This window comes from Streptomyces viridifaciens (genome assembly GCF_001888885.2).
Taxonomy (GTDB): domain Bacteria; phylum Actinomycetota; class Actinomycetes; order Streptomycetales; family Streptomycetaceae; genus Kitasatospora; species Kitasatospora aureofaciens.
In genome coordinates this window covers 3,576,946-3,590,796 of record NZ_CP090841.1, presented here as the reverse complement: position 1 = coordinate 3,590,796, position 13,851 = coordinate 3,576,946, and the positions used below count along the sequence as shown (strand labels likewise).

Sequence of the window (13,851 nt, the reverse complement as noted above, 5' to 3'; positions counted from 1 at the left end):
CCACGGCGTCAGCCGACGTCGTCCGGTCCGGTGAAGTCGGGCGGGGTGTAGCCGGGCCCGGTGAAGTCCGGTGTGGTGAAGGCCGCGGGCCGGGGGGTGCGGCCGTCGGCGCCGGTGAGGCCGTCGGGGCCGGGGCTGGTGAAGGCGGGCGGGCTGTAGCCGGGGCCGGTGAAGCCGGGGGCCGGGCGGCCGGGGACGGCCGGCAGGCGGGTGTGGAGGTAGGGCAGCAGGCCGCGCTCGCGCAGGGCGGTGCGCCATTCGGCGCGGGCGGCGGCGAGTTCGGCGGCGAGCTCCGGATCGGTGCCGGCCGGGACGGCGGCGGCGCCGTCGCGTATGGCGGTGAGCAGCAGCCCGACGACGCCGACGGCCATCGCGGCGACCCCGGCGGCGAGCGCGACCCAGCCGGCGGTGACCATCGAGCGGCCGAGGAGGAGGCCGGAGTCGACGGCGCGCAGCAGGTAGCCGACCAGCAGCAGGACCAGTCCGGCGGACCAGGCCAGGATGGGGGTGAGCACGGTGAGGACGGGGAACAGCCCGGCGCCGCCGTTGGTGGAGCGCAGCTGGCTGAGCAGGCCGGGGGCGTACGGTTCGACGTCGGCCGGCGGCGGGGGTGTGGCGCGCAGGCTCTCGCGCAGCGCGGTGTAGTGGGCGTACTCGGTGCCGGCCGCGGTGTTGACGGTGTCGGCGTCGCGCAGGGCGAGGACGCGCAACTGGTCGGCGGTGAGCGCGCCGGGGGCGCGCAGGGCGGTGAGGACGGTGCGGTCGCGCAGGGCTTCCCCGAGGAGGCGCTCGTACTCCGGGCGGTCCTCGGCGTGCAGCGGCGGGGGGTTGGACATGGGGACCCCGTTCATGCGGACCCCGGCCGGCAGCGAGGACGTGGGGCCGCATCGGGGACGCGGGACACCCTCGGGACGCCGGGGCGGGCGCGGAGGCGGGCCGCCGGACGGGCGGCCGGGTGTGGTGTGCCTCATGGTAGGGGCGGGTGTGGCCGTGCTGACAGTCGGTTTCCGGAATTTCGCGCCCCGGGCGGCGCGCGTGCGGGGGCCCGAGCGCCGGGAACAACTGTTCCGGCGGCGAGCGGTTATTGACTGAACGTCATGCCGTCAGATCGGCAGCCTGGCGACCAGCAGCCGGCCCTCCATGGTGACCCCGCCGTCCATGGCCACCGCCAGGTCGTCCGCGTACACGTACGGCCCCGGGATGTGCGGCGGCTGCCCGTCGTCCGCGTGCACCGCGCCGGTGAGGTACGGGATGGGGCTGTGCCCGTGCACGATCCGGGAGCCGCCGTAGGTGTCGAGCAGCTCGTGGACGGCCGTCGGGCCGGCGTCGCCGCGGAAGGCGAAGCGCTTGGTGAAGCGGCGGAAGCAGTCCCACCACTCGTCCACGCCGCCGTCGGCGAGCACGCCGTGCACCGCGTCGTTGACGTCGGGGATGGACTCGCCGTACTCCAGGTACGCGGTGGTGTCGGAGTGCAGCAGCAGGTGCCCGTCCTCCAGCCCGATCGCGGGCAGCCGGGACAGCCAGCTGATGTGGTGGGCCTCCAGCCGGTCCAGGTCGTTCTGCTGGCCGCCGTTGAGCCGCCAGGCGGCGAGGAAGGAGGCGGTCCCGGCGGTGGACTGGACGGGCTCGTCACCGTACTTGTGGGCGCCGAGGAAGAGCAGTTCGTGATTGCCCATCAGGGCGCGGCAGTAGCCGCCGGCCGCGGCCGCCTCGGCGGCGAGCTGCATGACCAGGTCGATGACGCCGATGCCGTCCGGTCCGCGGTCGGTGAAGTCGCCGAGGAACCAGATCCGGGCGCGGCCGGCCGACCAGTGGCCGTCGGCGTCGATCAGGCCCTGGTGGTGCAGTTCGGCGCGCAGCTCGTCGAGGTAGCCGTGCACGTCGCCGACCACGTACACCGGGCCGGGCGGCTCGCCGGGGCCGGGGGCCGGGTACGGGTAGGTCGGGGCGGCGGGGTCGGGCAGCGGCGGGCCGAGCTCGATGGTCGGCGGGTCGTCGCGGTCGGCGAGCTGGAGGGCCGGGGAGGGCTGGTCGGGCAGGGTGGGCTCGTAGCCGGGGTGGTCCTGGGCGTCGTAGCCGCCCTCGTACCCGGCCGTCTCGTAGGCGTCCTCGTAGTCGCCCGGGCCCTGGCCCTGGTGTGAGAAGACCGCCGACTGGTCGACCGGCCCGTGGTCGGTGCCGGTCCCCTGGGCGTGCACGGTGTGCCCGTGGCCCTGGCCGTCGACCGGCCAGTGCTGTTCCAGGTAGCGTGCCCCGCCGTAGCCGCTGTAGGTCTCCGCGTCGTACGGCGCGCCCTGGTAGCCCGTGGCGGGCTCGGGTTCGTAGTAGGTGCCGTACGGCAGCACGTCGAGGTCCGGCTGGTGGCGGGGGCCTGAGTGGGGGTGCTCAGGTCCGGGGAAGCGGTCCTCGGGTGTCATTCGCCCATCATAGGAAGACCACTCTCCCGGCGTCGTCACCTGGTGGGTATCCAATCCTCCGGAGCGTCAGCCGGGCGGTGCCGCAAGGTCCGTTTTGTCCCGGCTCGGTAGGGTCTCGGCGTCGTCCCGGCGGTCGACGGCCGGTGCGCGTGAGGTCTACACCTCGCCCGGCGGGCGGGGCGCGCTGACGGTGGTGCGCGGGCTGCGCCGCTGGGAGGAGGCGCGGACGATCAGCTCGGTCGGCATCAGGGTGCCCGGCGGTGGGCCGTTCCCGGCGGTGCGGAAGCGCGGCGGGAAGAGCCGGGCGATGTCCACGCCCGTACCGGAGTCGACGCCCTCGATGGCGTCGATGAGCAGGTTCACCACGGTGGTGCCGATCTTGCGCGGCTTGAGCGACAGCGTGGTGATCGGCGGCTCGGTGGCCGCGTAGACGTCGCTCTCGCTGCAGCAGACCAGCAACAGGTCGTCCGGCACCCGCAGGCCGTAGCGGCGGGCGGCGGCCAGCAGATCGGTGCCGTTGGGGTCGAACAGGCCGTACACGGCGTCCGGCCGGTCGGGGCGGGCGAGCAGCCGGTCGGCGGCGACCGCGCCGGCCGCCGGGTCGTGCGCCGGGTAGGCCTCGTACACCGGTTCCTGGCCGACCTTGGTGCACCAGCCGAGGTAGGCCTCCGTGGAGAGCCGGGTGTAGGTGTCGGTGCTGGTGCCGGTGAGCAGGCCGATCCGGCGGGCACCGGCCTCGGAGAGGTGGTCGAGGATGCCGAGCACGGCGGCCTCGTGGTCGTTGTCGACCCAGGCGGTGACCGGGCAGTTGCCGGGCTTGCCGTCGCTGACCACCGGCACGCCGGACCGGTACAGCTCGCTGACCAGCGGGTCCTGGTCGGGCGGGTCGATCACCACGGTGCCGTCCAGGGCGATGTTGCCCCAGACGTCGTGGCGGGAGGAGGCGGGCAGCACCACCAGCGCGTAGCCGCGGCCCAGGGCGGCACTGGTGGCGGCCCGGGCCATCTCGGCGAAGTACGCGAACTCGGTGAAGGTGAAGGGCTCTTCGCCGTAGGTCGTGACGGTCAGCCCGATCAGGCCGGACCGTCCGGTGCGCAGGGTGCGGGCTGCCGCGGAGGGGCGGTAGCCGAGGCGCTCGGCGACCTCGCGCACCCGGCTGCGGGTCTCGTCGGGCAGGCGGCCCTTTCCGTTCAGCGCATCGGAGACGGTGGTGATCGACACTCCGGCGGCTGCTGCCACATCCCGGATGCCGGCCCGCTCCAGACGCCGTGAGGTGGTGGGTCGCCGACCGCTCTGGTTGGCTGCTGCTGTCATGGCGGACCGATCGTATGGCTCCTGACAAGGGTCTGTGACCGGCGCATCGGGAGCCTTCGGAGATACGTTTCTCCAAGAGTGAGCCGGGGTGCGCCCCTTCGATCCCCTCCTGAAACCAGGCGTATTACCTCTGACATGTGCCAAAGGAACCGGGCAGAATGGCTGATCTGCGCCTGTAACCCGTCCGGGCATCTCACTCCTACGGGTGAGGGCGGTCGGTATCGTGCAAGGCACCCGACCGGGGTGGTCCGGGCGCGTCCCGGGACCCACGGGGCGAAGCCGGGTCCCGGGGTGCGGCGGCGATCCCGACCGCGCCGGGGCGGGCGGACCGGCAGAGAACACGAAGGAGTACGACCGTGAGCAGTGGTACCTCAGCGCCGGGCCCGCGCCTGCGCCCGAGCCTGGACGGCATCCCCACCTACAAGCCCGGCAAGCCGGCCGGCGCCGACGCCTACAAGCTGTCCTCGAACGAGAACCCGAACAACCCGCTGCCCGGCGTCCTGGAGGCGGCGGTCGCGGCGGCCGGCTCGTTCAACCGCTACCCCGACATGGGCGTCAGCGAGCTCACCGCCGTCCTGGCCGAGCGCTTCGGCGTGCCCACCGAGCACATCGCCCTCGGCACCGGCTCCGTCGGCGTCGCCCAGTCGCTGGTGCTCGCCACGGCCGGCCCCGGCGAGGAGGTGATCTTCGCCTGGCGCTCCTTCGAGGCCTACCCGATCATCACCCAGATCGCCGGTGCCACGCCCGTCCCGGTCCCGCTCAAGGCCAACGGCGACCACGACCTGGACGCGATGCTCGCCGCCGTCACCCCGAACACCCGGCTGATCTTCGTCTGCAACCCCAACAACCCCACCGGCAACGTGGTCCACCGCGCCGAGCTGGAGCGCTTCCTCGACGCCGTCCCCGGCGACGTCCTGGTGGTCGTCGACGAGGCCTACATCGAGTTCATCCGCGACCCCGAGGTGCCCAACGGCATCGACCTCTACCGCGACCGCCCGAACGTCTGCGTGCTGCGTACCTTCTCCAAGGCGTACGGCCTGGCCGGGCTGCGGGTCGGCTTCGCGATCGCCCACGAGCCGGTGGCGGGCGCCCTGCGCAAGACCGCCGTGCCGTTCGGCGTCAGCCAGCTCGCCCAGGACGCCGCCGTCGCCTCGCTGCGCTCGGAGGAGGCACTGCTGGTCCGGGTCGAGGCGCTGGTCCAGGAGCGCAACCGGGTCGTCGCCGGGCTGCGCGCCCAGGGCTGGGACATCCCGGACTCGCAGGCCAACTTCGTCTGGCTCGGGCTCGGCGAGCGCTCGGCGGACTTCGCCGCGGCCTGCGCCGCGGCCGGGGTGATCGTCCGGCCGTTCCCGGAGGGCGTGCGGGTGTCGATCGGCGAGGCCGAGGGCAACACGATCTTCCTGTCGGTGGCGGAGGCCTTCCGCAAGGAGATCGACGGCTGACCGGTCGCCGGCCGCCAGTCACTGCTTGCCGGTGGCCGGTCTCCGGTCTCCGGGCTCTGGTCCCGGCTCCCGGGTCGCAGGGGCGCACCCCTCAGGGGTGCGCCCCTGCGGCGTGTTCGGGGGCACCCCTGCCGCCTCGCAGATGTGGGATCTCTGAGGATGCGCTGCCGGATGGCTGGGGATCGCTGGGAGGCCGCTGGGAGTTCTGCCAACGACAGCCCACGGCCCGGCCAAGCTGCCCGTCCAGGGTGGGCGATCGGGGAGGAATGCCCGGATCCGGCCGGTCAGTCTTCTCCCAGCCGCCGCCCAGGGCAGCGCAAGAGCGCCCGGCGAAGCTGTCCGCCATGAAGGTGCTCCCACGGCGGCGAGGTGCCGTCCTCGTCAACTCCGCGCTCGGCGTGGCACTCCTGGGCGGTGTCGCCCTCGTGTACGCCACCGTCAACGGCAGTGGTGGCACGGCGGCCGCCAAGCCGGCCGCCCGTACCGCGACCGTCGCCAAGGGGACGGTCCTGGCCACCGTGTCCGGAACCGGCACCCTGGTCTCGCCGACCGACGCCGCCCAGGACTTCACCACCGGCGGGCGGCTCACCGCCGTCAAGGTGGCGGTCGGGGACGCGGTCAGGAAGGGGCAGGTCCTGGCGACCGTCGACACCATGGCGGCCCAGCAGCAAGTGGACGCCGCCCGGTCGGCACTCACCACGGCGAACGCCAACCTCACCAAGGCGCAGGCCGGCGTCACCACGACCACCACCGAGCCGCTGCCCGGGGCCACCACAGCCCCGCAGGGCGGCAGCGGCGGCGGTCGCGGGGCGGGCGGGAGCAGTACGCCCGCCCCTCAGACCACCACCGTCACCACCACCAAGGTCGACGACGCGGCCGTCGCCCAGGCCCAGCAGCAGGTCGCCACCGCGCAGACCGCCCTCTCCAACGCCCAGGCCGCGCTGGCCGGTACGACGCTCACCGCCTCGGTGGACGGCACGGTCGCCTCGATCTCGGCGAAGGTCGGCGACACCGTGGGGGCCACCTCCTCCGGCACGTCCACGTCCGCCAAGTCCACCGGCACGAGCGCGGCTTCGAGCTCGCCCGGCGGCTTCATCGTGCTGACCAACCCGACCGGGATGCAGGTCACCGCCAACTTCTCCGAGCTGGACTCGCTCAAACTGAAGAAGGGCGAGGCGGCGACCGTCACCCTGAACGCCCAGTCCGACACCAAGCTCAACGCGACCGTCCTGTCGGTCAGTTCGCTGCCGTCGAGCAGCGGCAGCGGCGCGGCCGGCTCCTCCGCCGTCCAGTACGCGGCCACCCTGCAGCTCACCGGGGACACCAGCACGCTGCGCACCGGCCTCAGCGCGACCGTCCAGGTGGTCACCGGCGAGGCGGACAACGCGCTCTCGCTGCCGACCTCGGCGCTGTCCGGCACCGGCTCCTCGCGGACCGCGACGGTGGTGCACGAGGGCGGCGCCACCGAACGGGTCGACGTCGGCGTGGGCGTCGAGGGCGACACCACCGTGCAGGTGGTCTCCGGGCTCAAGGAGGGCGACAAGGTCGAACTCCCCACCACCAGCGGCAACAACGGCTTCCCGAACGGCTCCTTCCCCGGCTTCGGCGGCGGGTCCGGCGGCCGGGGCGGCAACGGCGGCGCGGTCGGCATCCCGGGCGGTGCCGGCGGTGGCGGCGGTGGCCGGGGCGGTAAGGGCTGAGCATGCAGCACGTCATCGACAACCGCGTCCCCGCGAACCCCGTACCGGTGATCCGGATCCGCCGGCTCACCAAGTCGTACGGGCACGGCGACGCCACCGTGCACGCCCTGCGCGGCCCGTCCCTGCCCGGGACGGACGAGCCGGCCGGCGTCGACCTGGACATCGAGCAGGGCGACTACGTTGCCGTGATGGGCAGTTCGGGCTCCGGCAAGTCCACCCTGATGAACATCCTGGGCTGCCTCGACGTCCCCACCTCCGGCCGCTACCTGCTGGACGGCACCGACGTCGGCCACCTGGACGAGCAGCAGCTCGCCCTCGTCCGCAACCGCAAGATCGGCTTCGTCTTCCAGTCCTTCAACCTGGTCCCGCGCACCACCGCCCTCGCCCAGGTCGAGCTGCCGCTCGCCTACGCGGGCGTCCGGTCCGCCGAGCGCCGGCGGCGGGCGATGGCCGCGCTGTCGCTGGTCGGTCTCGGCGAACGCGCCGGGCACAAGCCCAACCAGCTCTCCGGCGGCCAGCAGCAGCGCGTCGCGGTGGCCCGGGCGCTGGTCACGGCGCCCGCCATGCTGCTCGCGGACGAGCCGACGGGGAACCTGGACAGCCGCTCCACCGAGGAGGTGCTGGGCCTGATCGACGGGCTCAACGCCACCGGCCGCACCGTCGTGCTGATCACCCACGAGGACGAGGTCGCCCGGCACGCCAAGCGGGTGCTGCGGCTGGTCGACGGGCAGATCGTGAGTGATGTCCGGCAGGCGCCGGTGGACGGGCCTCCGCCCGTGCTCGCCGGGCTGGGGGTCCCGGCATGATCCTCTGGCAGACGCTCCGCTTCGCGGTGGGTGGGCTCGCCGCCAACAAGGTGCGCTCGGCGCTCACCATGCTGGGGGTGCTGATCGGCGTGGCCTCGGTGATCCTGCTGCTCGCGGTGGGCAACGGCTCCTCGCAGGCGGTGAAGGACTCGATCACCTCGCTCGGCACCAACTCGCTCACGGTCAGCGCCGGTTCGGCGGCCGGTGGCTCGCGGTCGGTGTCCTCGGTGAAGAAGCTGACCGTCGCCGACGCCAAGGCGCTGGCGACCGACGCCGACTCCTCGGCGATCAAGTCCGTGGCGCCGGTGGTGACCACCAGCGCGACGGCGCTGTACGGGAACGTCTCGTACACCCCGGGCTCGGTGGTGGGGACGTACCCCGCGTACTTCGAGACCTCCAACCAGAAGGTCGCGCACGGCGAGTACTTCACCAACGACGACGTGCTCGGTTCGCGCAAGGTCGCGGTGCTCGGCGCCACGACGGCCAAGCAGCTGTTCGACACCGAGGACCCGGTCGGGAAGAAGATCGTGCTCGGTGGCACGCCGTTCACGGTGGTGGGCGTGCTGCAGGCCAAGGGCGGCAGCGGGTTCACCGATCCGGACGACGTGGTGATCGCACCGCTGCCCACCGTGCAGAACGCCTTCACGGGCTTCGGGACGGTCAACCAGATCCTGGTGCAGGCCTCCTCCGCCGACACCACGACGGCGGCGCAGTCCGAGATCACCCGGGTCCTGCTCGGAACCCATGCGATCGCCGACCCGAGCAAGGCGGACTTCCGGATCACCAACCAGGCCTCGCTGCTCACGGCGAGGGAGAGCACGACGAAGACCTTCACCGTGCTGCTGGGCGCGGTCGCCGCGATCTCGCTGCTGGTCGGCGGGATCGGGATCACCAACATCATGCTGGTCACGGTCACGGAGCGGACGCGGGAGATCGGCATCCGCAAGGCGCTCGGCGCTCCCCGGGCCGTCATCCTCGGGCAGTTCCTGACCGAGTCCACGCTGCTGTCCGTGATCGGAGCCGGGCTCGGCGTGGCCGCCGGGATCGTCGGCTCGCACTTCAGCATCGTCGGCATCAAACCGGTGGTGATCCCCGCATCGGTGCTCGGTGCGTTCGGCATCGCCGTCGCGATCGGGCTGTTCTTCGGCAGCTACCCCGCCAACCGGGCCGCCTCCCTGCGGCCGATCGACGCCCTCCGGCACGAGTAGGAGCACTTCTTCGATGGAACACGACGAACAGGTCGCGCTGCTCTCGACCCCGCCGGACGCGCGCGACGTGAGCGCGGAACTGGCCGCGCCGCCGAGGCGGAAGCTGCCCTGGCTGTCGCTGGTGCTCGCGGGCGGCGTGATCGCCACGGGGGCGTTCGCGGGCGGGGTCTGGTACCAGCAGGGGCAGGGGACTTCGAGCGGCAAGTCCTCCTCGCCCCGGGCCGCTTCGGCCGGCGCACCGGCGACGGGTGGCGGCTACGGGCAGGGCGCCGGTGGGCGCCGAGGTGGTCAGGGGCAGGGTCAGGGGCAGGGGCAGGGGCAGGGTGGCTTCACCCGTGGCACGGTCAAGGCCGTCGACGGCTCGACCGTGTACCTCACGGACGCCAACGGCAACACCGTCAAGGTGACGACGGGGGATTCGACCAAGGTCCAGCTCAACAAGGAGGGCAAGGTCGCCGACCTCCAGCCCGGCCAGAGCGTGACCGTCGTCGGCACGCCCGACGCGAACGGCGGGTACAACGCCAGCCAGCTCGTCGAAGGCTCCGCAGGCGGCGGCTTCGGCGGCGGTGGCTTCGGAGGTGGGAACCGGAACCCGTCCGGAGGCTGACTCCCTGCAGCCGCCGGACGCTCGTGAGGCCCTCGCCCGGGAAGGCGAGGGCCTCCGCCCGCTTCCTGGACGGCCTCCGGCAGGGTGGGTCCAGCCCCACCCCAGGTGTGGGGCTGGACCGGTGTCGGGTCGCTCGCGGCCTCCGTAGATTCGTTCCCACCACGACACGGAGGGCAGAATCATGGCGATCACCGCGACGGCGAACCTCGGTAACTCCCGTACCCACCAGGTGTTTTCCACGGCGAAGAAGTGCATCACGCTCTTCGGCGTCATCGGCCTGATCACCCTCGCGACCGTGGCCGTGCTGGCCTCCACCGGGCACGTGAGCACCCCGTTCATGTGGATCCGCGGGGTCATCTTCCCGGCCCTGGCTCCCGTGCTCCTCCGCCTGGCCGGCCGCGCCACCGAGGGCGACTACAGGGCCTTCGACCGCATCCGGACCCTCTCCACCGTGATGCCGATCGCCGTCATCGCCGTCGACCTCATCCCCGGCATCTGCCCGGCCTGGTACGCAGTGCTCCAGGGCCTCTCCGCCCTCGCGCTCCTCCCGGTCGCCGTCCTCACCCGCACCAAGGCCGTCACCGCCGCTTTCCCGAAGCAGTGACCCGCACGCAGCCGGCCCCTCTTTCCCGGGTGGGTCCTCGCGGTCTCGCGAGGACCCACCCGGGAAAGAGGGGCGATTGCCGCTCCCGGGCTCAGACGAGGGCCGCGACCAGCAGGGTGAAGGCGGCGATGATGACGGCGACGCGGACGTAGTGGTAGCGGTCCCAGCGGTTCATCTGCTCCTTCCAGTCGGCGGGCCGGTTCTCCGGGGTCCACGTCTTGCCCCGGTTGTTGATCGGGACGAGCAGCAGGACCGACATGACCACGCTGACGATCAGCAGCCCGCCTGCGGTGACGACGAGACCGGCTCCGTGGCGGTGCCATCCGGCGAAGGCCCAGATCGCCGCGAGGACGAGCGAGCCGATGTACCAGAACGGCATCACGGCGCCGAGCATCCGGCCGCCGTGGGCGCGGGCGAGCTGGTCGCTGTCCTCGGGGAGCGTGTTGAAGATCCGGTTCATGACGAAGGCGACGGAGAACTCCACCCCCACCATCACACCGACGACCACGGTGGTGATGACCTCAAGTGCGTTGAGCATGATGACCCCTCCAGGCCTGGCATCTAGCGCTGCTAGCTGATGAAGCAACACTAGAGCTGCTGCCGCTCCGTTGTCTAGCGGTGCTAGGATCGACTCATGTCGGTACAAGAACGCAAGCAGCGCGAAAGGGCGGAGCGCGAACGCCTCATCGTGGCGACGGCCCGCGAACTCGCCGAGCAGCAGGGCTGGGACGCGGTCACCACCCGCCGGCTCGCCGAGCGCATCGAGTACAGCCAGCCCGTCCTCTACAGCCACTTCCGCGGCAAGCGCGAGATCATCGGCGCCGTCGCCCTCGAAGGCGCCACCGAGATGGCCGCGGCGATCCGGGCCGCCACCGCCGCCGCGGACGGCCCCCGCGCCCGGGTCACCGCGCTCGCGCGCACCTACCTCGACTTCGCCGCGCACAACCCGGCGGTCTACGACGCCCTGTTCCAGCTCGACGGCGGCCTGGCCTTCGCGCACGAGGACACCCCGGAACCCCTCAAGGACGCCTTCGCCGCGCTGCTGGAGAGCCTCGGCGAGGTCGCCGGCGACGGCGTTCACCCGGGAGTCTTCACCGAGACGTTCTGGGCGGCCCTGCACGGACTGGCCACCCTGACCCGGGCCGGACGGCTCCCCCCGGAGTACGCCGGGCAGAGGGTGGAACTGCTGGTGGACCGGCTCGCCGTCGTCTGACGCCCGTCCGGTGCCCTGCCGGGTGCCGGGTGCCGGTCCGCCGACCTGGCGAACCGGCACCCGGCGAGCAAGCCCCGCCCCCGGCGACCCCGGACCTTCGGTCAGGCCTCGCGGATGAGTCAGAACTCCCCTTCCGAGGGGAGGGGGTCGGCCCGCCGGGACGATCCGCGGAGCCGCCCCCGGCGGCGAACGTGGAGGCATGAAGACCACCGTCCTCCGGACCGCCGCCTACGCCGCCGCCACCTGGTCCGCCGCTTTCTCCCTCGTCCACCTGTACTGGCTGCTGGGCGGCCGGACCGGCCTGCCGGACGGCCTCTCCGTCACCGGCAACACCCCGCTGCTGGTGATCGACGTCCTCGCCGTCCCCGGCTGCGCGGTCGCCGCCGTGCTCGCTCTGGCGGGCGTCCGGCCATGGGGCGGACGGCTGCCGGGCAGGCTCCTCGACTTCGCGCTCCGGGGCATCGCCGCCGTCCTGCTGGTGCACTCCGTGCCGTCCGTCCCGGACTGGCTGGCCCTGGCCACCGGCGCCCGGACGACGGCCGACTTCGACGCCATGGGCCGCTTCGCCACCCTGCTCTACGAGCCCTTCTTCATGACCGGCGGGCTGCTCTTCGGCCTCTCCGCCCTCGGCCGCCGGGCCCCGCTGAACTCCGCCTCCCCCGAGCAGCGCTGAAGTGAACGGCCCGGGGTGAGGTTCCGCGACGTCGAACTGATCGGCATCCCGTACCGCGTCACGGTCCGCGCGTCGGCGGTGGGCAACTTGCGGACGCGCTCAGCCGCTTCGGCCAGCGGACGGACTCGGTGCCGCCGGTGGCCCGGGTGGTGGAGCAGCCGGGTCTACGGGACGTCGACGCCCGCGGCGCGCAGCTTCTGCTCGATCAGTGCCGTCAGCCGGATCCAGCCGGGCCGCTCGTCCTCGCCGTGGTGGGTGAGGAGTTCGTGGCGGGTGTCGCCGTCCTGGCGGGACTGGAGGCCGCCCAGGGTGGGCAGCAGGGAGGGGTCGGCGATGAAGTGGGCGGCGACCTCCTCCGCGAGGCGTTCGATCCTGGGATCGTCCGGGGCCCACTTCCCGGCGCTCCAGGTGAGCTTGACGACGGCGACGTGCCGGGGGTCCTCCAGGCCGTGCTCGATCTGGGTGAGGTACTCGTCGAAGCCCTCCGGCATCAGCGCCCGGACCAGGACCAGACCCTCGTGGGCGGTCCTCACGTCGTCCGCGTCGAAGCCGAGCCCGGGCATCCGGTCGAGCAGGGCGCAGGCCCGGGCGGGCAGCAGGACGCGGTCCCCGGTGGCGAGTTGGCGCAGGGTCTCGCGCCGGGCGATCAGCTCGTCGATCTTGGCGGTGAGGTTCTCCTCGACGTCGACGAGCGCGGCGGCGAACTCCTCGGGGCCGGCGTCGAGGATGGGGCCGATCCCGGCGAGCGGCACGCCCGCCCCGGCCAGGGTCCGTACCTGGACCAGCCGCAGCAACTCGGCGCTGCCGTAGCGGCGGTAGCCGGAGCGGTCGCGCGCGGGCTCCTCGACCAGGCCGTTCTTGTGGTAGTGCCGGATGGTCTTCACCGTGACACCGGCGAAGGCGGCAGCCTGGCTGATCGTTACTCCGTCCGTCATGGCGTCAGTTGACCAGCCCGGGCCGGAGGGCGGCAACCTCGCGGACGGCGTCGGCGATGGCGCGGAAGTCCTTGCGGACGATGGTGGTGTGCTTGCTCGGGACGGTCGCACTGACCTGGACGTCGGGGTTGCGGGCCAGGATCGGATCGAGGGTGGCGCGCATCGCGGTGAGGCCCTCGTCGGTGCCGCCGAGGCTGGCGCCGGTGGCGACGAGGAAGCGCATCGGGAAGGTGACGAGGTCGAAGACCGGGCCGCTCTCGGCGACGATCTCGTTGAGCTCGATGTTGATCTCGGCGTGCTGGGCGGCGGACATCCGGGCGGCCATGCCGAGCGGGCGGACCAGCGGCATCAGCGGGCCGAACCGCTTGAACAGCGTGCGGATCTGCTCCTTGCCCGCCTCTCGGCCGCCTTCGACGGTGGCGAGGTAGTCCCAGGGGTAGCCGCCGTCGACCATGACGGCGCCGGCCAGGCGGTCGGGGTTGCGGGTGGACCAGTGCAGGGCGAGGGCCGCGCCGTAGGACCAGCCGACGACGATCGGGTTGCGGGCGCCGGTGGCGGCGAGGACGGCGTCGATGTCGCGCAGGCAGGCCTCGAAGGAGTAGTCGGCGGACTTCCGGGACTTGCCGCGGGCCCGTTCGTCGAAGGTGATGTGCCGGTAGCCGTCGCCGAGTTCGGCGATGACCCGGCGCCAGTCCTTCCGGGTGCAGTAGGAGCCGTTGAGGTAGAGCACCGGGCGGCCGTCGCCCCCGGTGTCGGTGACCGCCAGGGCGGTGTCCTCGACCGGCAGCATGCGGGTGCGGGCGGGGCGGGCGGTGTGCTGTCGCGCGTTCGCGTTCGTCTTCATGCCTTCAGCGTGAGCGTTGACCTTGGGTCAAGGTCAACCCCCGGTTCGCCGTGCTGCTTTCCTATGATGGAAAGCTACGGAGGACCGA

Annotated in this window: 14 protein-coding genes; 8 read left to right on the top strand and 6 right to left on the bottom strand. The window is 72.7% G+C overall.

The window, feature by feature from the left end; translation table 11 throughout:
• Positions 1-8: 8 nt before the first annotated feature.
• The 3 genes from BOQ63_RS23040 to BOQ63_RS23030 all read right to left on the bottom strand — a co-directional run bounded on the left by BOQ63_RS23040 (position 9) and on the right by BOQ63_RS23030 (position 3,731).
• On the bottom strand, positions 9-836 hold the full coding sequence (locus BOQ63_RS23040; protein ID WP_050366665.1) for a hypothetical protein: 828 nt from the start codon (positions 834-836) through the stop codon (positions 9-11).
• Between the two features lie 267 nt (positions 837-1,103).
• Positions 1,104-2,417, bottom strand: coding sequence for a metallophosphoesterase (locus tag BOQ63_RS23035; RefSeq protein WP_305953122.1), 1,314 nt, complete (start codon positions 2,415-2,417; stop codon positions 1,104-1,106).
• A gap of 156 nt (positions 2,418-2,573) precedes the next feature.
• A complete protein-coding gene (locus BOQ63_RS23030; RefSeq protein WP_072654887.1) occupies positions 2,574-3,731 on the bottom strand; it encodes a LacI family DNA-binding transcriptional regulator in 1,158 nt (385 codons plus the stop codon).
• Between the two features lie 356 nt (positions 3,732-4,087).
• On the opposite strand from BOQ63_RS23030, the gene hisC reads away from it, so the two are divergent.
• The 6 genes from hisC to BOQ63_RS23000 all read left to right on the top strand — a co-directional run bounded on the left by hisC (position 4,088) and on the right by BOQ63_RS23000 (position 10,098).
• On the top strand, positions 4,088-5,173 hold the full coding sequence (gene hisC, locus BOQ63_RS23025; protein WP_030278182.1) for a histidinol-phosphate transaminase: 1,086 nt from the start codon (positions 4,088-4,090) through the stop codon (positions 5,171-5,173).
• Between the two features lie 344 nt (positions 5,174-5,517).
• Positions 5,518-6,873: an efflux RND transporter periplasmic adaptor subunit gene (locus BOQ63_RS23020; protein ID WP_072654886.1), complete on the top strand. Its 1,356-nt coding sequence runs from the start codon at positions 5,518-5,520 to the stop codon at positions 6,871-6,873.
• Positions 6,874-6,875: 2 nt separating this feature from the next.
• A complete protein-coding gene (locus BOQ63_RS23015) occupies positions 6,876-7,679 on the top strand; it encodes an ABC transporter ATP-binding protein (RefSeq protein ID WP_046386264.1) in 804 nt (267 codons plus the stop codon).
• Positions 7,676-8,887 (top strand): ABC transporter permease, encoded by a 1,212-nt coding sequence (locus BOQ63_RS23010; protein ID WP_030278179.1) that lies wholly within the window; start codon positions 7,676-7,678, stop codon positions 8,885-8,887. The genes BOQ63_RS23015 and BOQ63_RS23010 overlap by 4 nt, the downstream gene beginning before the upstream one ends.
• Positions 8,888-8,900: 13 nt before the next feature.
• Entirely contained in the window at positions 8,901-9,494 is a 594-nt protein-coding gene (locus BOQ63_RS23005) for a DUF5666 domain-containing protein (RefSeq protein ID WP_051746501.1), read from the top strand.
• A gap of 181 nt (positions 9,495-9,675) precedes the next feature.
• On the top strand, positions 9,676-10,098 hold the full coding sequence (locus BOQ63_RS23000; RefSeq protein WP_030278177.1) for a hypothetical protein: 423 nt from the start codon (positions 9,676-9,678) through the stop codon (positions 10,096-10,098).
• Between the two features lie 91 nt (positions 10,099-10,189).
• Here the strand turns inward: BOQ63_RS23000 and BOQ63_RS22995 are convergent, their stop codons facing one another.
• Complete coding sequence (locus BOQ63_RS22995; protein ID WP_030278176.1) at positions 10,190-10,636, bottom strand: anthrone oxygenase family protein; 447 nt, start codon at positions 10,634-10,636, stop codon at positions 10,190-10,192.
• A gap of 96 nt (positions 10,637-10,732) precedes the next feature.
• On the opposite strand from BOQ63_RS22995, the gene BOQ63_RS22990 reads away from it, so the two are divergent.
• Together BOQ63_RS22990 and BOQ63_RS22985 are read left to right on the top strand one after the other, a co-directional pair.
• Positions 10,733-11,311, top strand: a complete 579-nt coding sequence (locus tag BOQ63_RS22990) for a TetR/AcrR family transcriptional regulator (protein ID WP_030278175.1) — start codon at positions 10,733-10,735, stop codon at positions 11,309-11,311.
• A 199-nt stretch (positions 11,312-11,510) separates the two neighbouring features.
• Positions 11,511-11,984, top strand: a complete 474-nt coding sequence (locus BOQ63_RS22985) for a DUF3995 domain-containing protein (protein WP_051746500.1) — start codon at positions 11,511-11,513, stop codon at positions 11,982-11,984.
• Positions 11,985-12,148: 164 nt separating this feature from the next.
• Here BOQ63_RS22985 and BOQ63_RS22980 read toward each other — a convergent pair whose 3' ends face one another.
• Positions 12,149-12,919: a MerR family transcriptional regulator gene (locus BOQ63_RS22980; RefSeq protein ID WP_030278173.1), complete on the bottom strand. Its 771-nt coding sequence runs from the start codon at positions 12,917-12,919 to the stop codon at positions 12,149-12,151.
• 4 nt (positions 12,920-12,923) lie between these two features.
• Positions 12,924-13,763: an alpha/beta fold hydrolase gene (locus BOQ63_RS22975; RefSeq protein WP_030552762.1), complete on the bottom strand. Its 840-nt coding sequence runs from the start codon at positions 13,761-13,763 to the stop codon at positions 12,924-12,926.
• Between the last annotated feature and the right edge of the window lie 88 nt (positions 13,764-13,851).